Source organism: Pseudarthrobacter sp. PvP004 (assembly GCF_017876035.1).
Classification (GTDB): Bacteria; Actinomycetota; Actinomycetes; order Actinomycetales; family Micrococcaceae; genus Arthrobacter; species Arthrobacter aurescens_A.
In genome coordinates this window covers 2,420,763-2,445,453 of sequence record NZ_JAGINL010000001.1, presented here as the reverse complement: position 1 = coordinate 2,445,453, position 24,691 = coordinate 2,420,763, and the positions used below count along the sequence as shown (strand labels likewise).

The 24,691-nt window shown below is 63.2% G+C and carries 23 protein-coding genes and 1 riboswitch; of the genes, 17 read left to right on the top strand and 6 right to left on the bottom strand.

What is annotated here, in order from left to right; translation table 11 throughout:
• Positions 1 to 159 precede the first annotated feature (159 nt).
• The 5 genes from J3A64_RS11060 to J3A64_RS11040 are packed head-to-tail and all read left to right on the top strand — an operon-like array spanning position 160 to position 4,639.
• Positions 160 to 1,077 (top strand): SIS domain-containing protein, encoded by a 918-nt coding sequence (locus J3A64_RS11060; protein ID WP_210064300.1) that lies wholly within the window; start codon positions 160 to 162, stop codon positions 1,075 to 1,077.
• A 10-nt stretch (positions 1,078 to 1,087) separates the two neighbouring features.
• Complete coding sequence (locus tag J3A64_RS11055) at positions 1,088 to 2,023, top strand: ROK family protein (RefSeq protein WP_014921215.1); 936 nt, start codon at positions 1,088 to 1,090, stop codon at positions 2,021 to 2,023.
• Positions 2,020 to 2,988 carry a 1-phosphofructokinase family hexose kinase gene (locus J3A64_RS11050; protein ID WP_210064299.1) on the top strand — a complete coding sequence of 323 codons (969 nt, stop codon included), beginning with the start codon at positions 2,020 to 2,022 and terminating at the stop codon, positions 2,986 to 2,988. The genes J3A64_RS11055 and J3A64_RS11050 overlap by 4 nt, the downstream gene beginning before the upstream one ends.
• Complete coding sequence (locus J3A64_RS11045; protein WP_210064298.1) at positions 2,970 to 3,824, top strand: class II fructose-bisphosphate aldolase; 855 nt, start codon at positions 2,970 to 2,972, stop codon at positions 3,822 to 3,824. The genes J3A64_RS11050 and J3A64_RS11045 overlap by 19 nt, the downstream gene beginning before the upstream one ends.
• 23 nt (positions 3,825 to 3,847) lie before the next feature.
• On the top strand, positions 3,848 to 4,639 hold the full coding sequence (locus J3A64_RS11040; protein WP_014921218.1) for a DeoR/GlpR family DNA-binding transcription regulator: 792 nt from the start codon (positions 3,848 to 3,850) through the stop codon (positions 4,637 to 4,639).
• Between the two features lie 23 nt (positions 4,640 to 4,662).
• On the opposite strand, the gene J3A64_RS11035 is transcribed toward J3A64_RS11040, so the two are convergent.
• Positions 4,663 to 5,343, bottom strand: a complete 681-nt coding sequence (locus J3A64_RS11035) for a histidine phosphatase family protein (protein ID WP_238324560.1) — start codon at positions 5,341 to 5,343, stop codon at positions 4,663 to 4,665.
• Positions 5,344 to 5,431: 88 nt separating this feature from the next.
• Between J3A64_RS11035 and J3A64_RS11030 the strand changes: the two genes are divergently transcribed.
• Positions 5,432 to 6,205 (top strand): CPBP family intramembrane glutamic endopeptidase, encoded by a 774-nt coding sequence (locus J3A64_RS11030; protein ID WP_011774191.1) that lies wholly within the window; start codon positions 5,432 to 5,434, stop codon positions 6,203 to 6,205.
• A gap of 121 nt (positions 6,206 to 6,326) precedes the next feature.
• Here the strand turns inward: J3A64_RS11030 and J3A64_RS11025 are convergent, their stop codons facing one another.
• Positions 6,327 to 6,965, bottom strand: coding sequence for a VOC family protein (locus tag J3A64_RS11025; RefSeq protein WP_043469963.1), 639 nt, complete (start codon positions 6,963 to 6,965; stop codon positions 6,327 to 6,329).
• Positions 6,966 to 7,167: 202 nt separating this feature from the next.
• Here J3A64_RS11025 and J3A64_RS11020 point away from each other — a divergent pair, with 202 nt between their 5' ends.
• Positions 7,168 to 8,508, top strand: coding sequence for a bifunctional o-acetylhomoserine/o-acetylserine sulfhydrylase (locus tag J3A64_RS11020; protein WP_286176260.1), 1,341 nt, complete (start codon positions 7,168 to 7,170; stop codon positions 8,506 to 8,508).
• A gap of 162 nt (positions 8,509 to 8,670) precedes the next feature.
• Positions 8,671 to 8,787, top strand: a riboswitch (SAM riboswitch).
• Positions 8,788 to 8,802: 15 nt separating this feature from the next.
• Positions 8,803 to 9,924 carry a homoserine O-acetyltransferase gene (locus J3A64_RS11015; RefSeq protein WP_210064297.1) on the top strand — a complete coding sequence of 374 codons (1,122 nt, stop codon included), beginning with the start codon at positions 8,803 to 8,805 and terminating at the stop codon, positions 9,922 to 9,924.
• A gap of 23 nt (positions 9,925 to 9,947) precedes the next feature.
• Here the strand turns inward: J3A64_RS11015 and J3A64_RS11010 are convergent, their stop codons facing one another.
• The 3 genes from J3A64_RS11010 to J3A64_RS11000 form a co-directional block, all read right to left on the bottom strand.
• The gene (locus J3A64_RS11010) at positions 9,948 to 10,337 is read right to left on the bottom strand and encodes a hypothetical protein (RefSeq protein WP_210064296.1); all 390 of its coding nucleotides are present in this window, start codon (positions 10,335 to 10,337) and stop codon (positions 9,948 to 9,950) included.
• A gap of 80 nt (positions 10,338 to 10,417) precedes the next feature.
• On the bottom strand, positions 10,418 to 11,593 hold the full coding sequence (locus J3A64_RS11005; RefSeq protein ID WP_210064295.1) for a winged helix DNA-binding domain-containing protein: 1,176 nt from the start codon (positions 11,591 to 11,593) through the stop codon (positions 10,418 to 10,420).
• Between the two features lie 29 nt (positions 11,594 to 11,622).
• Positions 11,623 to 12,465, bottom strand: coding sequence for an SGNH/GDSL hydrolase family protein (locus tag J3A64_RS11000; RefSeq protein ID WP_052295492.1), 843 nt, complete (start codon positions 12,463 to 12,465; stop codon positions 11,623 to 11,625).
• Positions 12,466 to 12,535: 70 nt separating this feature from the next.
• Between J3A64_RS11000 and J3A64_RS10995 the strand changes: the two genes are divergently transcribed.
• Positions 12,536 to 13,186 (top strand): alpha/beta hydrolase, encoded by a 651-nt coding sequence (locus J3A64_RS10995; protein WP_014921223.1) that lies wholly within the window; start codon positions 12,536 to 12,538, stop codon positions 13,184 to 13,186.
• Here the strand turns inward: J3A64_RS10995 and J3A64_RS10990 are convergent.
• A complete protein-coding gene (locus tag J3A64_RS10990) occupies positions 13,183 to 13,410 on the bottom strand; it encodes an RNA-binding S4 domain-containing protein (RefSeq protein WP_011774199.1) in 228 nt (75 codons plus the stop codon). The genes J3A64_RS10995 and J3A64_RS10990 overlap by 4 nt on opposite strands.
• A gap of 23 nt (positions 13,411 to 13,433) precedes the next feature.
• Between J3A64_RS10990 and J3A64_RS10985 the strand changes: the two genes are divergently transcribed.
• From J3A64_RS10985 to dnaG, 8 genes are all read left to right on the top strand, one after another.
• Entirely contained in the window at positions 13,434 to 14,438 is a 1,005-nt protein-coding gene (locus tag J3A64_RS10985; protein ID WP_014921224.1) for a DMT family transporter, read from the top strand.
• Positions 14,439 to 14,591: 153 nt separating this feature from the next.
• Positions 14,592 to 15,977 (top strand): glycine--tRNA ligase, encoded by a 1,386-nt coding sequence (locus tag J3A64_RS10980; RefSeq protein WP_014921225.1) that lies wholly within the window; start codon positions 14,592 to 14,594, stop codon positions 15,975 to 15,977.
• Between the two features lie 2 nt (positions 15,978 to 15,979).
• A complete protein-coding gene (locus tag J3A64_RS10975; RefSeq protein ID WP_210064294.1) occupies positions 15,980 to 16,942 on the top strand; it encodes a GNAT family N-acetyltransferase in 963 nt (320 codons plus the stop codon).
• 212 nt (positions 16,943 to 17,154) lie between these two features.
• A complete protein-coding gene (locus J3A64_RS10970; RefSeq protein WP_210064293.1) occupies positions 17,155 to 18,528 on the top strand; it encodes an FAD-binding oxidoreductase in 1,374 nt (457 codons plus the stop codon).
• A gap of 54 nt (positions 18,529 to 18,582) precedes the next feature.
• On the top strand, positions 18,583 to 20,073 hold the full coding sequence (locus J3A64_RS10965) for a YibE/F family protein (protein WP_210064292.1): 1,491 nt from the start codon (positions 18,583 to 18,585) through the stop codon (positions 20,071 to 20,073).
• Positions 20,074 to 20,186: 113 nt separating this feature from the next.
• Positions 20,187 to 21,368: a tRNA dihydrouridine synthase DusB gene (gene dusB / locus J3A64_RS10960; protein ID WP_014921229.1), complete on the top strand. Its 1,182-nt coding sequence runs from the start codon at positions 20,187 to 20,189 to the stop codon at positions 21,366 to 21,368.
• Positions 21,369 to 21,432: 64 nt separating this feature from the next.
• Positions 21,433 to 22,749, top strand: a complete 1,317-nt coding sequence (locus J3A64_RS10955; RefSeq protein WP_011774205.1) for a deoxyguanosinetriphosphate triphosphohydrolase — start codon at positions 21,433 to 21,435, stop codon at positions 22,747 to 22,749.
• A 58-nt stretch (positions 22,750 to 22,807) separates the two neighbouring features.
• Positions 22,808 to 24,691 carry a DNA primase gene (gene dnaG / locus J3A64_RS10950; protein ID WP_210064291.1) on the top strand — a complete coding sequence of 628 codons (1,884 nt, stop codon included), beginning with the start codon at positions 22,808 to 22,810 and terminating at the stop codon, positions 24,689 to 24,691.

Below are 24,691 nucleotides of genomic sequence, written 5' to 3'. Positions count from 1 at the left end.
ATACGGGAACACGTTTTCCTCCATTTGATGCCCCGCTTCCACGTGCCCGGCAAACGAGTGGTCTTTGCGCTCGGATGATCCTTGTGAGATCGAAAATGATCGTTTAGTGTTTCTATAGATCAGAAAACGTCATTAAGCTGAGCGGGAGCGGAACACACGATGAGCGAGAACACACTGGGCGCCTTCATGGAAGAAGAGCTGGTTTCCCAGCCCGAGGTTTGGCAGCGCGCCGTGGAGCAGGCCCGTACGGAACAGCTGCTTCCCGCCGACGGCAAGCGCATTGCCGTGATCGGTTGTGGCACGTCCTGGTTCATGGCCCAGAGCTACGCCGCTGCCCGCGAATCCGCCGGTAAAGGGGTCACGGATGCGTTCGCTGCGTCCGAGGCTTTCCTGAACAGCAACAGCCCCGACCGCCAGTACGACGCCGTTGTGGCCATCACGCGGTCAGGTACCACCACTGAGGTGCTTGAGATTCTGGCTGAGTTGAAGGGGATCGTCCCCACTGTTGCAATCATCGGCGACACCTCATCGCCGATTATTGACCTGGCAGACGCCATAGTCGGCCTTCAGTACGCCGATGAGCGCTCCGTGGTGCAGACCAGATTCGCTACCACGGCGCTGGTCTACTTGCTGACCAGCCTTGACATTGATGTACAGCAGGCAATCGCGGATGCCCGTGACGCAGTGACGGCAGAGGTTTCCCAGGAACTCTTGGATGCCGAGCAATTCACCTTCCTCGGCACCGGCTGGACGGTTGGGCTGGCCCACGAAGCCGGCCTTAAGATGCGCGAAGCCGTGCAGGGCTGGACCGAGTCCTACCCCGCAATGGAATACCGCCACGGCCCCATCTCCATCGCCGCCCCCGGCCGCGTCACCTGGTTGTTCGGAAACCAGCCCGAGGGCTTGGACGCTGACATGGCCGTCACAGGCGCGCTCTACATCAGCACGGATAAGCACCCTCTGGCTGAACTGGCACGTGTCCATAAGGTGACCCTGGAGCGTGCACGCGTCCGTGGCCTGAATCCGGACCTGCCCCGCAACCTGACGCGCTCCGTTATTCTCGACGCCTCCGCCTAGGCATCCCGTCATGGTTCTCGGAGCCGCAAAATCACCGGTCCTGTCATTCGACGTTGGCGGGACGGATATCAAGGCTGGTTTGGTGGACGCCCGGGGAACTGTCCTGGGCATGCGCCGCGTCCCTACGCCGCTGGATCCGGCCCGCCCCGGCGAAGCGGTCCTGGACAGGCTCGCTGAGCTTAAAGCAGAGTTGGCCTCGGAGTTTCCGGAAGCCCCCGCCAAGGCAGCAGGCATCATTGTCCCCGGGATCGTGGACTCCGTGGCCGGAGTGGGTATCTACTCCGCCAACCTCGGATGGCGTAACTTCCCGTTCAAAGCCGAAGCCGAAAAACGGCTCGGCATCCCCGTCGCGTTCGATCACGACGTCCGTTCCGCTGCGGCTGTGGAACACAGCTTCGGCGGTTCCAAAGAGTTCAACGATGTTGTGGTGATGGTGGTAGGTACCGGCATCGCAGCAGCCGTGTTCTCCGGCGGAAAGGCTGTTACCGCCGGCGGTTTCGCCGGCGAACTCGGCCACGCCCAGGTACCGGACCCCGACGCCGCCCCAGGCGCCACCGGCTCCACCATCCTGGAAGCAGTGGGCTCAGCCGGGGCTATTGCCAAGCGGTACCACCGGGCATCGGGAAACACGGTGGACGGTGCACGCGGAGTACTGCTCAGGGCAGGGGCAGGAGACTCAGTCGCTGCACGCGTTTGGGACGATGCCGTTGATGCCCTTGCTTTCACCATCTGCCAATGCGTGAACATCATTGGTACTGAAGCCGTGGTAATCGGCGGAGGCCTCGCTGAAGCCGGCGACGAACTGCTCGAGCCGCTCCGCAAACGGGTTGACGGGATCCTGGACTTCCAGCGTCGGCCCCAACTTATCCGTGCCCAGCTGGGACAGGACGCAGGCTTGCTCGGTGCGGCCCTGAATGCCCGTGCAGTGTTAGGAGGCGCACAGTGAAGCGAGCCAACGTGAACCGCATTATCACCGTCACTCCCAATCCGGCCATCGACATGACCTACACGGTTCAAGGGATCACCGAGGGCTCAAGCCACCGCGTGCCCACGCCCTTGAGCCGTGCAGGCGGCAAAGGAATCAACGTAGCCCGGGTCACTCACCAACTCGGATACCCCGTGCTCGCCATTGCACCCACCGGCGGTGCGGCGGGGCAGACCCTCGCGGCTGAACTATGGACCAGCGGAGTACCGCATGCCTTGGTGGGAGTCGCCGCCGAGACCCGCCGCAGCATCGCACTGGTGGATACCGTCGCAGGAGAGACCTCCATCTTCAATGAGGAGGGCCAAGCGCTCCTTCCCGACGACTGGCGCTCACTCCGGATCGCCGTGATTGAGGCCGTGAGCGGGAACCGAAACCTGCCGGCCTCCGTCTTGGTCGGTTCCGGAAGCCTGCCGCCGGGCGCTCCCGCGGACTTCTACCCGGAACTTGTGCGCCTGGCCCACGACGCCGGAATCCCGGCCATCATCGACACCTCCGGGCCCGGAATCATCGCTGCGGCCAAAGCCGGCGCCGACATCCTCAAACCGAATCATCACGAGCTCGCCGAAGCGACGGGGGAAACCAGCCTTGAAGCAGCGGCCCTGGCTCTGATCGACATGGGTGCCCGCATGGTCCTCGTCAGCGCCGGCGCGGACGGCATGCTTGCCTTCGACCACGCCGCCCCGGGCGGCTACTGGAGCGCCCGTCTGCCGGAAGCTCTCAGTGGCAACCCCACAGGGGCGGGCGACGCCGGTGTGGCCGCTGCCGCCGTCGCACTCGCCGAAGGCATTACCGAGCCACGCGAAATTCTTCGCCGGGCCACTGCGTGGTCGGCCGCAGCCGTTCTCATGCCCGCCGCGGGGGAAATCTCGCCGCGGTACCAGGAACTTCAAGACCAATTGATCGTGACATGGAAGGAGACCCGGTGACCCTGGTCAATACACGGGAACTCATGGACAGGGCCGCGGCTGCGGGGACGGGCCAAGGCGCCTTCAACATCATCCACATCGAAACCGCCGAAGGCCTGGTGGCAGGGGCCGAAGCAGCCGGTGTTCCACTGATCCTGCAGATTTCCGAGAACTGCGCCAAGTACCACGGTGGACTCGAGCCCATCGCGGCGGCAGCACTGGCAATCGCCCGTTCAGCCGCGGTGCCTGTTGCCCTCCACTTGGACCATGCAGAATCCGAAGACCTCGCGCTGGCCGCAGTGGACCTTGGTTTCGGTTCCGTCATGTACGACGGCGCGCATCTGCCCTACGAACGGAACGTGGAAGTCACGCAACGGGTTGCACAGTACGCCCACGCGCGCGGCGTTTACGTGGAGGCCGAGCTCGGGAAAGTGGGCGGCAAGGACGGAGCCCACGCCCCCGGTGTCCGAACAGACCCCGCCGAGGCCCAGGCATTCGTGGAGGCAACCGGCGTGGACGCGCTCGCCGTTGCCGTGGGCTCCTCCCATGCCATGACCGAACGCAGCGCCGCGCTGGACCTGCACCTCATCACCAGGCTGAAGACTGCAGTGGGAAAACCACTGGTCCTCCACGGCTCCTCCGGTGTGACAGATGACATGCTCATAGCCGCTATCCGCGCGGGTATGACTAAGATCAACGTATCCACACATTTGAACGGGTTCTTTACCCGCGCCGTCCGTGAGTATCTCGATGCCAACCCTGCAGTGGTGGATTCCCGGAAATACATCAAGGCCGGCCGGGATGCCCTTGTGCTGGAGTCTGCACGTATGCTGACGCTGTTCGCCAAAGCGAATTAGCTGGAACCCGCGAAAGGCTTGTCATGACCCGCACCGATCGGCTGACCGCCATACTCGACCTCCTGGCCGAGTCCGGCCATGTGGAAGTCGAGGACATCGTGACCCGCCTGGGCGTGTCACCTGCCACGGCCCGCAGGGATCTTGACAGCCTGGCCAAGCAGCGGTTGCTCAGCCGAACACGTGGTGGCGCCACAACCGGGTCCGTTGCCTACGACCTCCCCGGCCGTTACAACCGCGACGACCATGCTGAGGCCAAGCAGGAAATCGCCTTGGCTGCTTCGGCGTTGATCCGTCCCGGTGCGGTCATTGGCCTCAGTGGCGGTACCACCAACACGGCGTTGGCTCAGCTGCTGTCCACCCGCGAGGACCTCAACGCGCCATCCCACACGCCCACCCTTACCGTGGTCACCAACGCGATCAACATCGCCTCGCAGCTTGCGGTCCGACCCAATATCAAGATCATGGTCACCGGGGGAATCCTCAACCCGCGCTCCTATGAGCTGGTGGGACCCTACACGGACGTCATCATGCAGAAAGTTGCTTTGGACATTGCGTTCATTGGCGTCAACGGCGTGGACCCGGACCTCGGCCCCACCATCACCGATGAAGGCGAAGCGATGGTCAACACCGTGATGGCACGCCGCGCCACGGAATCCTACGTGGTGGCTGACTCTTCCAAAGTGGGTCGTCGCTCCTTTGCCGCGATGGCAGGCTACGACTTCAGGCACCTGATTACGGACTCCGGCATCAGCGCCGAGCACAAAGCGGCGTTCGAAGCCAAGGGCACGGAAGTCATCGTCGCACCTGCCGGCTAGGATTTTGGGCCGCTGACCACTCTCTAGAAGCGCATCCTTGGTGCGTGCAGCACCGAGTCGTCTACCTCCCTGGGCACCCACTGGCTGAACGGTACATCCAGGCTGTACTGGCCGTCGTCGTTCTTGATCAACGTGCGCAGCTCGGCGTTGTCAGGGTTATTCAGCGATTCAAAGTACTCCACTGTCCAGTGGAACCAGCGCATGCAGAACAGGCGCATGGTCAGCCCGTGCGTCACCAGGAGCGTGTTCGGAGCGTACGTGGGCTTTTGCCAGTGCCGATACAGGGTCTCCATGAAGGATGACACCCGGTCGTAAACATCTGAGCCGGACTCGCCCTCGCGGAACCGGTAGAAGAAGTGCCCGTAGAGGTTGCGCAGTTCCTTTTGGTCCTCGATCTCCCCGGCGATCTGAAAGTTCGCCCAGTCCTGCTCGCGAAGCCTGGGTTCCTCAATGACCCGCTCGATCAGCGGCCCCAAGTTCATGGCTTCCAAGGTCTGGTAAGCGCGCAAATAGGGGGACACGTACACGCAAACCTGCTCGCCATCGAGCTTCCTGCGCAGGTCCTCCCCGGCGATCCGTGCCTGCTCCACACCGCTATCCGTCAGCGGGATCCGGTAGTCCGGCACACGGTTGTAGATGGACGTGTCGGCATTCGCGGCTGACTGGCCGTGCCGGATCATGAAGATTCTCTCAGGGGCACCCATCCCACCAAGCATAGGTGGCCGCCATGCGTGGTCCGGCGAGGTGTGCGCTTCCCGGCAAAGTGGCAGGTAGTGAGGGCAAGATAGGTACATGTTCCTTGCTTCCCGCCGCCGGCTGCGCGCCGAAGTACTTATTGTGCTGGGCCTGTCCCTGGGCCAGTCAGCCGTCTACTCCGTAGTGCAGCTCTTGGACAAGATGACGCGTGCTCCCTTGGCTGATGCCACATCAACCTTGAACAGGTCCCAAAGCGCTCGCGAGTACTTCGATCTCACATACCAGTTGCTGGATATTGTGTTCGCACTGGTGCCCGTGGCCCTGGTGTTCTACTTCCTGTCCACGTATGCCCCCGGAGGTCGGGAAGGCGGGGGCGCTTCGGCGTTCGCCCGGCTTGGGTTCAACTTCGCCCGGCCCGGTAAGGACCTACTGCAAGGCGTGGGACTGGCTGCAGCGATTGGCATTCCCTCGCTCGGCTTGTACGCGGCCGGTCGGGCGCTGGGAATTACAACAGCCATTGTGCCCAGCGGCCTGGATGCCTACTGGTGGACCGTGCCCGTGCTGATTCTCTCGGCCATGCGCCACGCGGTCGTGGAAGAAGTGATCGTGGTGGGGTACCTCATGGACCGCTTCGGTAAGTTCGGGTGGAGCATGCCGGTGGCCATTGTGGTCAGTGCCGTGCTGCGGGGGAGCTACCACCTGTACCAGGGCTTTGGGCCGTTCATCGGGAATGTGGTCATGGGCCTGGTGTTCGCATGGATTTATACAAAGACCAAGCGGGTCATGCCCTTGGTGATTGCCCACGCATTGCTGGACATCGTGGCGTTTGTTGGATTCAGCCTGTTCGGCAAGGCAATGGGCCTCGGCTGATGGCGTTAAAAATATTCGGCCGCCATCGGTGGGTGACGTCATTGGCACCCGCTGATGGCGGCCGAAGTTCAACCCGGACATGATGGACCGGGGCCGGGACAAGCCCGGATGGTTGGAGCGGTCAGATGGTGACGGCTCCGGTAGCTGTTTCGAAAGTGACAGCCAGGATGCCGGGGGTGCCGTGCGGTGCCATCCACTGGACTGCGACATCCTCAAGCGGCTTTTCCACCGGCTCGCCCAACCACTCGGTGACGCGTTCAGCCGAGCCCGCAATGGTGAGGCTGGACATCTTGACGTCGCTTTCGTAGATCCTGGACGGGTGCAGTGAGGGGTCGCCCTCCCACTTGAGCAGGTACGGTACCTGGGGATCGGCGATCAGGCCGAGGATTCCGATCTGCTGCCACACCAATTCGCGGCCGTCAGGGAACTTGCGGTTGCCCGGAACAGCGGAGCGGCCAAGGCGGTCTTCGAAGGGGGCGAGGTCGTCAACGGCGACGCACCAGCCCATCCATCCGCCCCCTGCAGCCGAACGGGCGCGGACGGCCTGGCCAAAGGGTGCTTTGTCGGAAGCGGGGTGGTCCAGGACCTCCACCACTTCCAGGTACTTGTTATCCGCAAGGGGAATGATCATGTTCCGGGTACCGAAGCGCGGGTGCACTCCGCCCCGGACAGCGTCCACTCCCAATGCCGCGGAAATTCGTTCGGTAGTGGCCAAAAGGCCATCTCGTTCACAGGCGTAAGAGACGTGATCCATGCGCATGGCTTCATCTTGGCACTTTGTGATCAGGGTCTCAGCTAAGTCAAGCCTAACTAAGGTGGGATGTACGTAACTTTCGCTATGAGCGTCATGGAAGGACGCTAGGAGACCTGTAGATTCCACCGGCGTCATAAAGCTGTCTTAGCTTCCGGACAGTTCCTAGACTGGCCCCAGCTCACACCGCACCACATTGCCTGCCAAACCCATGCGTTACGAACAGGAGAACCCGATGTCCCAAGGATGGTCTTTCGAAACCCGCCAGATCCATGCAGGCCAGGAGCCTGACGCCGCCACCGGAGCTCGCTCGCTTCCGATCTACCAGACCACGTCCTTCGTGTTCCCCAGTGCCGAGAGTGCTGCCAACCGCTTCGCGTTGGCGGAGCTTGCACCCATCTACACCCGGATCGGCAACCCGACGCAGGATGTTGTGGAGCAGCGGGTCGCGAGCCTTGAAGGTGGCCTGGGGGCACTTCTGCTCAGCTCCGGACAGGCCGCGGAGACGTTCGCCATCCTGAACATCGCTGAGGCCGGGGACCACATCGTGGCGAGCCCCAGCCTGTACGGCGGCACGTACAACCTGCTGGCGCACACGCTGAAGAAGTTCGGAATTGCGGTCACCTTCGTGGAGGACCCCGACAATCTGGAGCAGTGGCGTGACGCCGTCCAGCCGAACACCAAGCTGTTCTTCGGCGAGGTTGTGTCCAACCCCCGCCAGGACGTGCTGGACATTGAGGGCATCGCCCGCACCGCTCACGAGGCCGGTGTGCCCCTGATCGTCGACAACACCCTGTCAACGCCCTACCTTATTCGTCCCATCGAGTGGGGCGCGGACATCGTGGTTCACTCGGCCACCAAATACCTGGGTGGTCACGGTTCAGCAATCGCCGGTGTGATTGTGGACTCCGGCAACTTCGACTTCGGCAAGGACCCTGAGCGCTTCCCTGGGTTCAATACCCCGGACCCCAGCTACAACGGACTGGTCTATGCCCGGGATCTCGGCAAGGACGGCGCCCTGGGCGCCAACCTCTCCTACATCCTCAAGGCCCGCGTCCAGTTGCTTCGCGATCTAGGCTCCGCCGTGTCTCCGTTCAACGCCTTCCTCATTGCCCAGGGTTTGGAGACCTTGAGCCTGCGCGTGGAGCGTCACGTTGCCAACGCCACCAAGGTGGCTGAGTGGCTTGAAAGCCACGACGACGTCGAGTCGGTCGCCTATGCGGGCCTGCCATCCAGCCCGTGGTACAGCCGGGGCCGGAAATACGGCCCCAAGGGCACGGGCGCCATTGTTGCCTTCAACATCAAGGGCGGCGTAGAAGCGGGCAAGCGCTTTGTGGACGGACTGGAGCTGCACTCGCACGTTGCCAACATCGGTGACGTCCGCTCGCTGGTCATCCACCCGGCGTCCACTACGCACAGTCAGTTGACGGTGGAGCAGCAGGTGGCTGCAGGCGTCAACCCCGGCCTGGTGCGGTTGTCCGTGGGCATCGAGAACGTGGATGACATCATCGCCGACCTCGAAGCCGGCTTCCGGGCTGCCAAGGGCGCCTGACGCCGCGGTTCAAAGTCTCAGCCCGACTGCCGCCCGCGTCGACGATTATTCGCCGGGCGGCAGTTCAGGGTGCTCATTCGTGAACGGAGGCACCCCAAACCGTCACACTGTTGTCACATTCTTCGCCAGAACCGCCCTGTATTTCCTAGACTCTTCGTATTAGGTCATGAGTGCCAGCACACAGCCCCGGCTTGCTGGCCGGCAACCCTCCTCCGCGGTGGGGTGCCCCGGGTGAAGACCTGGCCTGTTCGCACGCAAGGCGACGGGCAAGCGCGAGGTTAAGGTGTCAAAGGAATGACCATTACTGCTACAGCCCTTCCAAAATCCGGAGAAGAAGACGGAATCGTCAAGTACGCCGGCATAGGGCCGCTGGAACTTGAAGCCGGCGGATTCCTTCCCGACGTTGTCCTTGCGTACGAGACCTGGGGGCAGCTGAACTCCGACGCATCCAATGCCGTACTCGTCCAGCACGCGCTCACGGGCAGTACACACGTAGCCCGCGGCGCCACGAATGAAGAAGGCTGGTGGGAGCAACTTGTTGGACCAGGTGCCACCATCGACACCAACAAGTTCTTCGTCATCTCCATCAACATCGTGGGCGGCTGTTACGGCAGCACCGGCCCATCATCAGCAGCACCCGATGGCAAGCCCTGGGGTTCTCGTTTCCCGTTGGTCACTCTGCGCGACAGCACGGTGGCTGAGTCACGCCTTGCCGATGCTTTGGGCATCGACTCCTGGCACGCCGTGTTGGGTGGGTCGATGGGCGGCGCCCGTGCGCTCGAGTGGGCCGTGACGTTCCCCGAGCGGGTGGAGCGCTGCGCCGTGATCTCGGTGGGCGCCTACAGCACGGCCGAGCAGATTGCCTTCGCGCAGGCCCAAACCCTGGCCATCCGGCAGGACCCGAACTTCAATCACGGCGACTACTACGGCGGTACCGCGCCTGAGCATGGTTTGGCGTTGGCCCGACGTATCGCCCACATCACGTACCGCTCAGCGTTGGAGTTGGACTTCCGCTTCGGCCGGCAAGCCCAGCACCAGGAGACGCCGCTGACAGCTGCTGTGCTGGGGGAGCGCGGGCGCTACCAAGTGGAAAGCTACCTGGACCACCAGGGGACAAAGCTGGTCCGCCGTTTCGATGCCAACAGCTACATCGCCATTACCGAGGCCTTGATGTCCCATGACGTCACTCGTGGTCGCGGCACGTTGGAAGCGGCATTGTCGCGCACCAAGGCTGAGTTCTTTGTGGCGGCCGTGGACAGCGACAGGCTCTACTTCCCGGCACAGTCGCGGGAACTCGCCGCGGCACTCCCGGGAGACGTATCGGTCCACCTCATTGAGGCGCCGATTGGACACGATGGCTTCCTCACCGAGATCGGCCAGCTCTCGGCGCAGCTCCGCGAAGCCTTCTTCGGCTAAACCAGGCTCACGTTCAGGGTGGCCTAGCCGTTCATGATGTCGCCGCGCTGCTTCATGTAATCCTCCATGGCGATCTCGCCGTTGCTGAACTTCGCATCCAGCTCGGCCAGCTTGCGCGCACGGTAGCCTTGCGGCTGCGAGCTTCCCGTTGCGGGAAACGGCGTGGGGGACGAAGAGTTCGACGGCGGCCCGGCCTGCGGTGTCTCATCCGCGGGGCGTACGACGATCGGCTCCGACGGGTACCCGGGGTAATTCTGCGGCGGGTACCCCGGGCCCGGCAGATTCCGCGGCGGGTACCCGGGGCCGCGGAAGGTGTCATTCTGGATCCGACGCGCCCGGGAGCGGTTATACATGCGGATTCCGAGTGGAATCAGCCACGAGCAGACGATGATCCAGAAGATCAGATTGTTCACAGTGCAGGCCTCCTAGGTCTCATCCCAGCTTAGTCCTGCCACTTGGACGCGGCCCGTCTCCCGGAACCAGCCCGGCTATTTCACACCAGCGTGGTCTCCATGCCCAAGAACCGGCCGTAACGATCCGCCTCGGCCTCCAAGGCGTCTTGTTCTTCCGCCGTTGCCGGCCGGTTCATTCGGACATCGAGTTCGCAGGTCATGCCGGAGAAACTGTGGCGCCACCATCCGGCCAACCTGCCGTTCAGCAGGACCACGTGCATGGGTCCGTTGTCCTCGGGGAAGTATGGCGCCGTTCCACCAAGGAAGTGCCGGGACTGTGAGTAGCCCATCACGTATTCGTCGTAGCACTGAATGAGGTCCAGGCGGGGGAGCCCGGGGTCCTCCGTCGCTGAAGGATCGTCGCCGTTGGTGAGAGCCTCCGCTTCCTCAGAGGCCAGATAGAACTCCAGACCATCGAAGTGAACGGTGCCCAGGCTCCCGGGGGAGATCTCCTCAGCCACACCGATCCCCCGTTTCACATCTTTCATGGTCAGCCCGGACCACACGGCACAGTCCTTGATCGTGGCGGGTCCCCGGCTGGTGAAGTACCGGAGTGCCAACTGTCCAAGGGCCTGTTCGCGGGCTTCGGCAGTCAGCGGTAACAGAACCGAACCGGGAACGCGTTCCTCGAACAAGGCATATGTCTGTTTCAGGGCACCTCCGGCGGAGCGGACGGGGGAGCCACTCACCAGTATCCGGCTGATTTCCGCGTGCATGAGGTGGTAGATGAACCCCAGGCCCTTTCCGGGGAAGCCTGCTTGTTCCAAGACTTCGGCGAGTTCCTCGCGCGTCTTGTGGGCTCCTCCGGCCACGGCAGCGGCCAGGATCCGGCCACTCTTTGCAGCAGCCCCCTCATCGATTCCCGTCTGACGGTACATGCCTTTGTTGCCCTGGTGGAGGCGATCTGCGGACAATCCCATCAGCCAGCCAAGATCGTCCCGATGCACAAAGTGCCAGGTGGGCCGGAGGATGTGGGTCCGCAGGATGACCCCGTCGGATACAGCCTGCTCAACGTCTGCGGCCGTGACCATCGGTGAAGTGCTGGCGGAGCTTCTCTGAGCAAGGGTCCATCTGGCATAGGGGAATTCTTGCGACTGCACGGCCAGGAGGTTCCGGACCACGTCCCCGGGATTTCCGGCAAAGGGGGCCCGCAACTGCTGCCTCCGTAGCCGTGTCCGCCTGATAGTCTCCGCGGACAGGGAGCTGTCACCCGGCACGGCGGACCTCGCAGTGAAGAAGCGTCACGTCAGCTGCGCGGCAGCAGGGTGCCGGTAGAGCCGAAGACAGGTCCCGGCGTCGGACGCTTTGGCGTGATGCCGTCGCCTGAGGACCGGTGCCGAAGCCGCCGGATGACCCAGGGGACAAAGTACTCACGAGCCCACACGAGGTCCGATGAGCGGGCTTCGCGCCATGTACGCGGCGGAAGGGCCTTGGGCATCAGGGGCTCGAGCGTGTGTTGGACGTTCAGTGCCTCCAGGACCATCATGGCGATGGTGTGATGGCCCAGCGGCGAGAAGTGCAGGCGGTCCGCGTCCCACATCTGGGTATCAGCCAGCTGCCGCAGAGACCACATGTCGGCGATGATGGCGTCGTGGCGGGCGGCCACCGTACGGAGGTTTTCGTTGTAGATGGCAACTTTGCCGCGGATACGCCCCAAGACCGACGCGGCAGTATCCGGACCGTTGAAGAGCACCACGGTGGCGCCGCCGGAGCCCAGCTGCGCCACCGCGGCATCGAGCTTTTCGGCCAACAGATCGGGATCGCCGCCGGGGCGGATGAGGTCGTTACCGCCGGCCGAAATGGACACGAGGTCCGGCTGCAATTCCAGGCAGGGCGTCACCTGTTCATCGATGATTTGCTGCAGCAGCCTGCCACGGATAGCGAGGTTGGCATAGGCGAAGTCTTCCTGTCCGCGGCTCAGCTCCTCAGCGACCCGGTCAGCCCAACCTCGGTGACCACCCGGGTTCCGGGGCTCGGGGTCGCCGATGCCCTCCGTGAACGAGTCACCCAGTGCCACGTAACGGCTCCAAGGATGCTTTTGAACGGACTCGCCCGGCTTCAGTAAAGGATTGTTCTCACTCACGCTCATATCCTGCACCGTGACGGCGACCCTACGCCACCGTAGGTTGTTACTTGTGGGTAACTGCAAGAATGGACCCATGACTGAAGCACCCACATTTCCCGCCCCCGTAGTCCTGTGGTCCCACGATGAAGCCGAGCGTGCAGGCAAGCCGCTCCTGGTCCTGCTTCACGGCTATGGATCCAACGAGGACGATCTGTTCAGCCTGGCCGGATTGCTGCCCGACGGCTTTGTTGTCGCCGCCCTTCGCGCACCGATGCCCATGGGGCCGGGCTTCACCTGGTTCCCTCTCACGGCGTCCATCGACTATTCGCTGGAAGCCGTGAAGCACGCAGCCGAGTATGCGCTCGAATGGCTGGACACGGTCAAAGCAAACCACTCGTCAGTGACATTGCTCGGTTTCTCCATGGGCATGGCGATGGCTACCACCATGCTCCGCTACCGACCCGCGGACTTCGCCGCCGTCGTCGGGCTTTCAGGCTTTGTGATCGACGCCGGTGCTGACGCCGCCTTCCGGGACGATGAACTGGACGGATCGTTACCGATGTTCTGGGGCCGTGACCAGCAGGATCCCGTCATCACCCAGGACAAGATCGAATACACCATGGGATGGGTCCGCAAGCACGTTGACCTCACCAAAGTGCTCTACACGGGGATGTGGCACGGCATTAACCAGCAGGAGATCGGACACGTGGGCGAGTTCCTCACCCACAAAGTCCTGACTGACTAGGCTCTGGTGATCCGGACCGTCTGGCCGTTGACGGTTACGGTATCGCCGACGTGGAGTTGGCGGCCTCGGCGGTCGTCAATTTCGTTGTTGACTTTGACCAAGCCGTTCTTGATGAGCTCCGTGGCTTCAACGCCGTCCTCCACCAAGTTGGCGAGCTTCAGCAGCTGGCCCAGGCGGATCATGTCGTCGCGGATGGGGATCTCTTCAATTTCGGGGTTGCTCATACAGCAATGATGCCTGAAGTAGTGTGGTGACGGTGCCGCAGTCTCCTCCCCGTCCCGCCCTTCCACTGGTCATTGGCCTTCCTATTGCAGTAGCAACCGGCTTGGTCATCCCGCTTCAAGGGAGGATCAATGGGGCCCTCGGGGCCAAACTGGACGACGGAATCGCCGCGGCTGTGGTGAGCTTCACCACAGGACTCCTGCTCATCAGCGCTATTTCCTTTGCCACTCCCCGGGGCAGGGCCGGGCTCCGGCGCATCATTCCCGCTGTCCGGAATCGCAGCTTTCCCAGGTTCTATGTCATGGCCGGCGCCATCGGTGCGTTGTTCGTCTTTGCCCAGTCGTTCACGGTTGCCCTGCTGGGTGTCGCGTTGTTCACAGTCGCGGCCGTAACGGGCCAAACGTTGAGCGGACTGCTCGTGGACCGGATGGGCATCGGTCCGGGAGGAAAACGCGCTATCACCGGTGTCCGGGTCCTCGGCAGTGTCCTGACCGTTGCCGCGGTGGCTTGGGCTGTTTCGCCACGGTTTGGCGGCGACGCCGACATCGCATCGCTCGTGCTGCCGGTTCTCCTGCCGCTGGCTGCCGGCTTCTTCATGAGCTTCCAGCAGGCCATGAACGGAACCGCCACAGTCCATTACGGGACGCCCATCGCAGCCACCCTGGTCAACTTCATTGCCGGGTCAGCCATTCTGTGGATTGCGTGGATGATCAAGCTGGCTGTGGCCGGGCCGGGAAACCCGCTTCCCGGCGAGTGGTGGTACTACCTTGGCGGTCCCATGGGCTGCCTGTTCATCGGCTTGGCAGCACTGCTGGTCCGTAGCCTTGGCGTCCTGATCACCGGTTTGGGCATGATTGCCGGGCAGCTGGTGGGATCGTTGGTGCTCGACGTCGTGATCCCCAGTCCCGGCGCGGTGGTCGCCTTGCCCACGGTCCTGGGTACCGTCCTGACGCTCGCCGCGATCGTCGTGGCCACGTTGCCGTGGCCCAAGGGAGCCTTCGCACGGAGAGGTGCGGCCAAAGGCCGGTAGGCTAGGAGACGCAGTGCCCTGCAGTACTTTTTCCAGTAGTCTCAAGTACTTTGCAGTAAATTTCCCCCAGCACCCCGCCGGACAACCTCGTCCGGGTCCGGGGCAACCACCGCGGACCGCACCCAGCGGCCCTGTAGAACAAATGGAGTACCCATGGCAGCAAAATCCGTCCTTGACCAGGTCATTTCCCTCTCCAAGCGGAGGGGCTTTGTCTTCCAGGCCGGTGAAATCTATGGTGGCTCCCGTTCTGCGTGGGACTACGGTCCCCTCGGTGCGGAGCTGAAGGAGAACATCAAGCGCCAGTGGTGGCAGAGCATGGTCCGCGGCCGCGAAGACGTTGTAGGCCTGGATTCCTCCGTGATCCTTCCCCGCCAGGTATGGGAAGCATCCGGCCACGTAGAAGTCTTCTCCGACCCCCTGGTTGAATGCCTTTCCTGCCACAAGCGATACCGCGCCGACCACCTCGAGGAAGAGTACGAGGAAAAGAAGGGCCGCCCGCCAGAAAACGGCCTGAAGGACATCGCCTGCGCAAACTGCGGCACCCGTGGCGAATGGACCGAGCCGCAGGAATTCTCCGGTCTCCTGAAGACCTTCCTCGGCCCCGTGGCCAATGACGAAGGCATGCACTACCTGCGCCCCGAAACGGCACAGGGCATCTTTGTGAACTTCAACAACGTGCTCACCACGTCGCGGAAGAAGCCCCCGTTCGGCATCGGCCAGATCGGTAAGTCCTTCCGCAACGAGATCACCCCGGGTAACTTCATTTTCCGTACCCGCGAATTCGAGCAGATGGAGATGGAGTTCTTCGTCGAGCCCGGCACGGACGAAGAGTGGCACCAGTACTGGATGAAGGAACGCATGTCTTGGTACACGGACCTTGGCATCCGCGAAGACAACCTGCGCTTCTTTGAGCACCCCCTGGAGAAGCTGAGCCACTACTCCAAGGGCACCACGGACATTGAGTACCGCTTCGGTTTCCAAGGCTCCGAGTGGGGCGAGCTCGAGGGCATCGCCAACCGCACGGACTTTGACCTCTCAACGCACGCCAAGGCCTCCGGCACGGATCTGAGCTACTTCAACCAGGCCACCAACGAGCGCTACACGCCGTTCGTCATCGAGCCCGCCGCAGGCCTGACCCGCTCCTTCATGGCGTTCCTGATTGACGCTTACACCGAGGACGAGGCACCCAACGCCAAGGGCGGCGTCGATGTCCGCACTGTGCTGAAGCTGGATCCGCGCTTGGCCCCGGTCAAGGCCGCCGTCCTGCCGCTGAGCCGCAACGAGGACCTGTCCCCGAAGGCAAAAGCGCTGGGAGCCCAGCTGCGAAAGAACTGGAACATCGACTTCGACGACGCCGGCGCCATCGGCCGCCGCTACCGTCGCCAGGACGAGATCGGTACTCCGTTCTGCATCACCGTGGACTTCGACACCCTGGAAGACCAAGCCGTCACCATTCGTGAGCGCGACACCATGAGCCAGGAACGCGTGTCCTTGGACAAGGTTGAGGGCTACCTGGCCGCACGCCTGATCGGCGCCTAGCGGTGGCTTTGGAATATCGCGAATGGAAGGAGGGCGACGACCTCGCCCTCCTGGAAATCTGGGGCGGCCCGGAGACCCTTCCCGCTGAGCAGTTCCGTGCAGCTCTGGCGCCCTCCAGCAATCAACCATGGCGCCGCTGCATCGTGGGCGAGGACGTGGTGGACGGAGTACGTATTCCCGTCGCCGCAGGCGTCGTCCACGAAGCATCACTGCACCCCGAACGACTCTGGGCGTATATCGAGGTTGCCAAGGACCACCGCCGTGAAGGCGTGGGCGCCACCCTGCTGACCATGCTTCGCCGGGAAGCCGGGAACTCGCCGTCGGGCGTTTCCAAGCTGCGCAGCAAGGTAGAGCCGGATACCGCGGGCGCGGCATTTGCTGCGGCCGCCGGACTGGCACCCATCCAGCGCTCTCAGTTGGTGGTTGTGGATCCTGAACCGCTGTCGCTTCCGCGCTTCGGCGACGGTTCCGAGGAAGCTGCTTCCGAGCGCGTGGAGGACCTGGCTACGGGTTCAGTGGAGTTGAGCGATGTGGTGGGTAAGTACTACTCGCACGTCCACCACTGGGACAGCCCGGGGGAGCTCAGCATCGCCACGGTTCAGCGCTTGTTCCTGCATGACCTGACCGGTGCCCACGGGGCAATCGTCCTGCGTGCGCCCAAGGCCAGTGCTTTCGGCCAAGGCGTTCCGGCGAGCCGCAAGGGCAAAATCCAGGCATTTGCCATCAGTTATGCCCAGGGCAACTCCGATGAGCCTTCGGATGTCTTCCTGGGGCACGATCCCGAGCTGTCCGCCGAGGACGCAGCGGCCGCGGTCCGGGACCTGCTGGCACTCATTGCCTACCAGCACCCGGTCCTGCTGGAAGTTGACGAGTCCATGACGGCGCTGCGCTCAGTTCTAGAGCCGGTGCTGGAATCCGGCAAGGCCCACGTGCGGGGTGCAGACACCCTGATCGTCAGCGACTGATCGCGGTTCCCGCACGTCAGGATCCCACGCTGCCCGTAACGTTCGGGCGGGCGTGGGATCCTGCGTTTAATCCCTCCGATGTCAGCCAAATAAAAATGATTGACGTGGCACACCGGCAGGAGTAGGCCTATCGACGTAAACCCACGCCGTCACTGCTGGAGGGAGCGGCGGGGAACAATCCGGTCTCACTTCTGAATCGGTGGTAAATCAAAATGAACCAAAGAGCCCTCGATGGGCTGCGGGAGCAATTGCACGGGCCACTCATCACTCCCGAAGACCCTGACTATGACGCTGCCCGTGCCGTCTTCAATGCGATGGTGGACAAGCGTCCTGCGGGAATCGTCCGCGTGGCCCAGGTGTCGGACGTCATCGCCGGTGTGAACTTCGCCCGCGAGAACTCCATGCCCCTGGCTATCAGGGGTGGCGGACACAGTGCCCCTGGCTTCGGAACGTGGGACGACGCCTTGGTGTTGGACTTCGTCAATCGCAACGGTGTGCGCGTGGATCCGGAAGCACGAACGGCACGAGCCGAGGCAGGCACCACGTGGGCGGACTTCAACCATGCTACGCACGCCTTCGGACTCGCGACCACAGGCGGAATCGTCGGTTCCACCGGTGTTGCCGGCCTGACGCTGGGTGGCGGAATCGGTTACCTGACCCGAAAGTACGGACTGTCGTGCGACAACCTTGTCTCGGCCGACGTCGTCACGGCTGACGGCAATTTCCTTATTGCCAGCAAGGAACGTAACGAGGACCTGTTCTGGGCGATCCGCGGCGGAGGTGGAAACTTCGGGGTAGTGACTTCCTTGGAATTCCAACTCCATCCAGTGGACACGGTCTACGCAGGCATCATCATCTACGGCGCTGAGAACATCCCCACAGTTGCCCGGTTCTACCGTGACTACATTGCCTCCGCGCCCGAGGAGTTCGGTGCTTTCCTGGGCTTCCACCAAGGACCGCCCGTACCTTTCCTGCCTGAGGAATGGCATGGGAAATCCGTGTGCGTCGTGGTGGGAATGTGGACGGGCGACCTGGCTGAGGGGCAGGCGCGCTGGCAACCGTTCCTGGATGCCGCGCCTGTTGCGGGATCCATGGTGGGGCCCATGCCCTATCCGGCCCTTAATGTGGCTTTCGACGGACTGAACCAGAAAGGCATGCAGGGCTATTGGAAGGCCAACTTCCTGCGTGAGCTCAATGACGGCGCAATCGGTGCCCACGCCGAGTTCGGCGCGACCGTCACCAGTGTTAACACCGCGGTGCATGTTTATCCCATCGACGGAGCGGTGTCCCGCGTAGCTGTCCAGGACACTGCCTTCGCCCACCGCGACATGAAGTTCTCCCCGGTCATCGCAACCCAGTGGCCCGATCCTGCAGACAACGAAGCAAACATTGCCTGGGCACGCGGGTATGCCGCGGCTCTGGCCCCGCACTCGGAGGCCGGCGGCTACATCAACTTCATGGACTCGGAGGACCAGAACCGCGTAGCCGATAATTACGGCCCCAACTGGGAACGGCTGGTTGCGATCAAAGCCAAATACGATCCCGGAAACCTTTTCCGCGTCAACCAGAACATCGCACCCGCCTAGGGCAAAGCACGCCTGCGGTCCCGCGTAGGGTTAAGGCATGAGGTTTTGCTGCTGATGGGCCACGGTCACTCCCACGGTCATTCTGAAGATTCCGAGCCAACCCCGCAGGCTCTCGCGTCGCGGAAGAGGGCCAACTGGATTTTGGCGGCCATCCTTGTTCCGCTGGGCGTTCTGACGCTCGTGGCCATGATGGTCATGTGGCCCTCGGGCAGCCGGGAGGGAATCTCGTTCTCGAGCCCCTACCAGGCTGCCCCCGGGGTGACCTTCGACACTGGCAGGATTCAGAGCGTGGTGGTGGAAAGCTGCACGCAGACGGGCCAAAGCAACACCGGCCAGCCCAACAGCGGACAAACAGACACAGGCCAGAACAACCAGTCCGGGGGGTCCCAGTGCACCTTCGCCTTTACGGAGCCTGATAAGGGCGGGGACGTGGTCAAGGTGGTCATCAACCCTGATGTTGCCATGTCCCACGGCGTGGACGTGGGGGACTCCATCCGGTACCTCAACCTTTCAGGGGTCCAAGGTGCGAACTCCGGAAGCGGCGCCCCAGCCTATGTTTTCGTGGATTTCGTCCGCAGCATTCCCATCGCGCTCCTGGCCGTCTTGTACGCAGCCGTTGTCATCGCGGTTGCCCGTTGGCGCGGCTTCCGCGCACTCCTGGGCCTGGTGGGTGCCTACTTCGTCCTGGTCAGCTTCATCCTGCCGGGTTTGGTGGAGGGTAAGCCGCCGCTTCTGCTTGCCTTGGTGGGTTCCACGGTGATCATGATCGGGGTCCTGTATTTCGCGCATGGATTCTCGGCGCGAACGTCCACGGCCTTGCTGGGCACCATTTTCGGGCTCAGCATCACGGCGTTGCTGGCGGCCTGGGCTACGGATGCGGCCAATCTGGCCGGCGTTGGGAACCACGACGCCTCAACGCTGGTGAACATGTCACCCCAGATCTCCATCTCCGGGATCATCCTCTGCGGCCTCATCATCTCAGGCTTGGGCGTGCTCAATGACGTGACCATCACGCAGTCCTCCGCGGTGTGGGAACTCTACGAACTCGCCCCCAACACCAGTGCCCGCAAGCTGTTCTCCTCGGCCATGAGGATCGGCCGGGACCACATCGCGTCCACGGTCTACACCATCGCTTTTGCCTACGCAGGCGCCGCCCTTCCGATCCTCATCATCGTGATGCTTTATGACCGGCCGCTCGATGAAGCACTCACCAGCGCGGAATTGTCCGAGGAAGTCATCCGCACGTTGGTGGGTTCCATCGGCCTCGTCCTTGCCATCCCGGTCACGACGCTTATCGCCGTCCTGGTGGTCAAAGCCACCGGCATGAAGCGCCTCGCCGCCGCTGGCGGGCCGACCGTAACTGCTGACGAGCTTAACGACACCGGTTCGCTGGCAGCAGCCGCCGCCGTCGTGGGTTCCGGTTCGAAGGACACGTACGACGCCGATACGCGCCTTGACGCTCCCGGCAAACCGGCACGCCCGGGTAGCCGACGCGCCCAGCGGGAAGCGGAGCGCCGCGGCGGAAGCACCGACAAGGCCACCTGACGCCGGGTCCGGATCTTTTCCGCAGGGCCCGCCCGAGTACGGTGTGCTGGGCAAACAACACCGGGTTTCGGCCAAGAGGGGGCCGATTTGCGCGGATTTGTAACAATGGATGGGTGACTGTTGTAGCAACGCCCCCCGCACCAAAGCTTGAACTCCCGCCATTGAAGCTCGGCGGGATCACCGTGGACACCCCGGTGATCCTTGCCCCCATGGCGGGCATCACCAACTCGGCCTTCCGCAGGCTTTGCCGTGAATACGGCGGCGGCATGTACGTGGCCGAAATGGTGACGTCGCGTGCCCTTGTGGAGCGGACACCGGAATCGTTGCGCATCATCTCGCATGATGAGGACGAGAAAGTCCGTTCCGTACAGCTCTACGGCGTGGACCCTGTGACGGTGGGCGCAGCGGTCCGCATGCTCGTGGAAGAGGACCGCGCCGATCACATTGACCTCAACTTCGGCTGCCCCGTGCCCAAAGTCACCCGGCGCGGTGGCGGCTCAGCGCTTCCGTGGAAAATCGACCTCTTCACATCCATCGTCCAGACAGCGGTCAAGGAAGCGTCCAAGGGCGGCATTCCACTGACCATCAAGATGCGCAAGGGCATCGATGAGGACCACCTGACGTACCTCGACGCCGGCCGCATCGCCCGCGACGCGGGGGTGGCCGCCGTCGCCCTTCACGGCCGCACTGCCGCGCAGTTCTATTCCGGCCAGGCCGATTGGTCTGCCATCGCCCGCCTCCGCGAGGCCCTGCCGGATATCCCGGTGCTGGGCAACGGCGATATTTGGTCCGCAGAGGACGCAGTCCGCATGGTGCGGGAGACCGGCGTGGACGGCGTCGTGGTTGGCCGTGGCTGCCAGGGCAGGCCTTGGCTGTTCGGCGATCTGCAGGCCGCTTTCGAAGGAAGCGACCAGCGGCACCGGCCAGGACTTCGCGAAGTGGCTGAAGGCGTCTACCGTCACGCCGAGCTGATGGTGGAAACGTTCGGGAACGACGAATACAAGGCTCTCCGCGAGATCCGCAAGCATATGGCCTGGTACTTCAAGGGCTACGTGGTGGGCGGCGAACTCCGCGCCAAGCTGGCCACCGTACCCACCCTCGAGGTGCTGCGCGAATACCTCGATGAACTGGACATGGACTCGCCCTACCCGGGTGTGGATTCCGAAGGACCCCGCGGCCGTGCGGGCTCGCCCAAGAAGCCTGCCCTGCCCAAGGACTGGCTGGTGAGCCGTCAGCTGAACGCTGAACAGAGCGCGGATATCTCGGCCGCGGAGCTTGACGTTTCGGGCGGCTAGCCTCACACGTGTAAGACTGACTCAAGAAGCTCCACACCCCGGCGCTTGAAGGAGGCAGATACCCATGGGAACCGAAGCGATACTTGGCCATGACGGGACGACTCACGATTTTGTGCTGGCCATCCCCGGTTACGCTGAGGCAGATTCCGCGAGGTGGGTCGAAGAGCCTCGCAAGAGCAACTATCGCTCGGACTTTGAACGGGACCGCGCCAGGGTCCTGCACTCCTCGGCCTTGCGCAGGCTCGGTGCAAAAACGCAGGTAGTTGCCCCGGATACGGACGACTTTGTCCGAACCAGGCTGACCCACAGCCTGGAAGTGGCGCAAGTGGGCCGTGAGCTTGGGCGCTCCCTGGGCTGCGATCCTGACGTCGTGGACACTGCATGCCTGAGCCACGATCTCGGTCATCCGCCCTTCGGCCACAACGGCGAGTCCGCGCTCAATGAAGTTGCGCACACCATCGGCGGCTTCGAGGGCAATGCCCAAACCCTCAGGCTCCTGACCCGCCTGGAACCCAAGGTTCTGGCAGAGGACGGACGGCCGGCTGGACTCAACTTGACCCGTGCCAGCCTGGACGCCGCGTCCAAATACCCATGGTCCGCCGTCGATGCCCCTGTGATCCATGGCCACCGCACCAGTAAGTTCGGCGCTTACGAAGACGATCTTCCCGTCTTCGAATGGCTGCGCGAAGGCGCTCCGGGAAACCGTTCGTGCATCGAAGCTCAAGTAATGGACCTTGCCGACGACATTTCGTACTCGGTCCACGACGTTGAGGATGCGATCGTCGCCGGCCATTTCCAGCTGAAGTGGATGGAGAACCCGGACCACCGCGCTCGCGTGGTGGGATACACCAAACAGTGGTACCTGCCGCATAACGATCCCGCAGAAATTGATGCCGCCCTCGCCCGCCTTGAGGCCACCAAGGTCTGGGTCCGCGAAGCTGATGGCAGCCGGAAATCCATGGCGGCGTTGAAGGACATGACCAGTCAGCTGATCGGCCGGTTCTGCCAGAGCGCCATGGAAACAACGCGTGCCCATTTCGGTCCAGCCAATCTGACCCGCTACGACGCTGAGCTCATGGTCCCCGAGGAGACCGTCACGGAGATTGCCGTCCTCAAGGGCCTGGCCACAACCTTTGTCATCTCAACGGACCACCGCCAGCCGGTGTACGAACGCCAACGCGAAGTGCTGCACGCGCTCGTGGGTGTTTTGAACGCCACCGGTGACCGTCACCTGGAGCCGATGTTCGCCGCGGACTGGCGGGACGCCGTCGACGACGGTGCACGGCTGCGCGTGGTGATCGACCAGGTGGCGTCGCTGACGGACGTGTCAGCGTTGGCCATGTATGAGCGCCTCGTGGGCAGCCTTCCGTCGCTCTGGTAACGCTTCCGAGGCTCAGTTAACGGCGGGGACTCTTCGGCCAAGCGACTAGGATGGTCACGTGGCTGGCCTGATCAAACGTGAAGATATCGACGAAGTACGCCAGCGCACGGATATCAAGGAAGTCGTTGACGGTTACGTCACCCTCAAGGGCGCCGGGCTGGGCAGTTTCAAGGGCCTTTGCCCCTTCCACGACGAACGCTCGCCTTCCTTCACTGTTCGCCCGCAAGTGGGCAGGTACCACTGCTTCGGCTGCGGCGAGGACGGAGACGCCATCTCCTTCGTCCAAAAAATGGACCACAGCTCCTTCCACGAGGCTGTTGAGAAACTGGCCGCCAGAATCGGCTACGAGCTGCGTTACGAGGACGGCGGCACCGGTCCCAGCCGCGAGGAAGTAGGCAAGCGCCAGCGCCTCCTGGATGCCCACAAGATCGCCGACGAGTTCTTCCGCGCCCAACTGTTGACGCCCGGAGCAGCCGAAGGGCGCAACTTCCTCGATGGCCGCGGTTTTGACCGCGCTGCCGCCGAACACTTCGGGGTGGGATACGCGCCCCAAGGCTGGGACGGACTGCTGAAGCACCTCCGCGGCCGTGGATTCACGGATGCTGAGTTGAAACTCACAGGGATGTTCTCGGTCGGGGGACCCGAAAACCAACAGAGGATTTACGATCGCTTCCGCGGAAGGCTGATCTGGCCCATCAGGGACATCGCGGGAGACACCATTGGGTTCGGTGCCCGCAAACTCTTTGAAGACGACCAGGGGCCCAAATACCTGAACACCCCTGAGACCACGCTCTACAAGAAGTCCCAGGTCCTCTACGGGATCGACCTCGCCAAGCGGAACATCGCTAAAGAACGGCAACTGGTGGTGGTCGAGGGCTACACGGACGTCATGGCCTGCCACCTTGCCGGAGTCGCGACGGCGGTGGCCACCTGCGGTACTGCGTTCGGTACCGAGCACATCAAAGTGGCCCGGCGGCTGCTCTCGGACGATGGCAGCGGGGGAGAGGTCATCTTTACCTTTGACGGCGACGCCGCCGGCCAGAAGGCAGCCCTGCGGGCGTTCGAGGAAGACCAGCGCTTCCAAGCCCAGACGTACGTGGCAGTTGAACCCAGCGGCGCCGATCCCTGTGATCTTCGTCAACTCAAGGGCGACTCCGCGGTGCGGGACCTGATCAGCAGCCGGAAACCCCTCTTTGAGTTCGCCATCAAAGCCTCGCTCCGCAGGCACAACCTCGACACCGTGGAAGGCCGTGTAGCTGCCCTGAGGGAGGCCGCCCCCGTGGTGGCGCAGATCAGGGACTCTGCCGCGCGGCCGGGCTACACCCGCGAACTTGCAGGGTGGCTGGGGATGCCCATCGAAGAGGTCAGCCGATTCGTTGGCGGAGCTGCCAAGCGCGCCGCCGCGGGCGGCTCGGGAGAACAGTCGACGACGGCGGCAGCACCGCCGTCGAGCAGTCCGGTTTTCCATCGTCCCGACCCGCGCGACCCCGTGGCCGGGATGGAGCGCCAGGCGCTTGAGGTTGCGCTCCAGGATCCTGCTGTCCTAGGTGGCGTGTCGTGGGAGCGCTTCGAGGCGTCCCACTTTGCCACGCCTGCCTACTCGGCGGTCCACGCTGCCATTCGTGCCACCGGGCTTGCCCACGCGGCTGATCCTGTGGCCTGGGTGGAACAGATCCGCCAGGAAGTCCCGGAACCCCTGAGGTCGCTCGTCTCGGAGCTCGCGGTGACACCCTTGCCGGCCAGTACGCCTGAGGCCATGCAGCGATACTGCCGCGACATTCTGGCCCGTCTCTTCGAACTGCAGATCACCCGCATCAAGGCAGACAAGATGGGGCAGCTGCAGCGCTTGGACGCGGGCGCCAATCCGGAAGAATTTCAGCGGCTGAACCGGGAGCTGATGCAGCTTGAAATGGAGCGCAGGGCACTGCGTTCGGACGGCTGA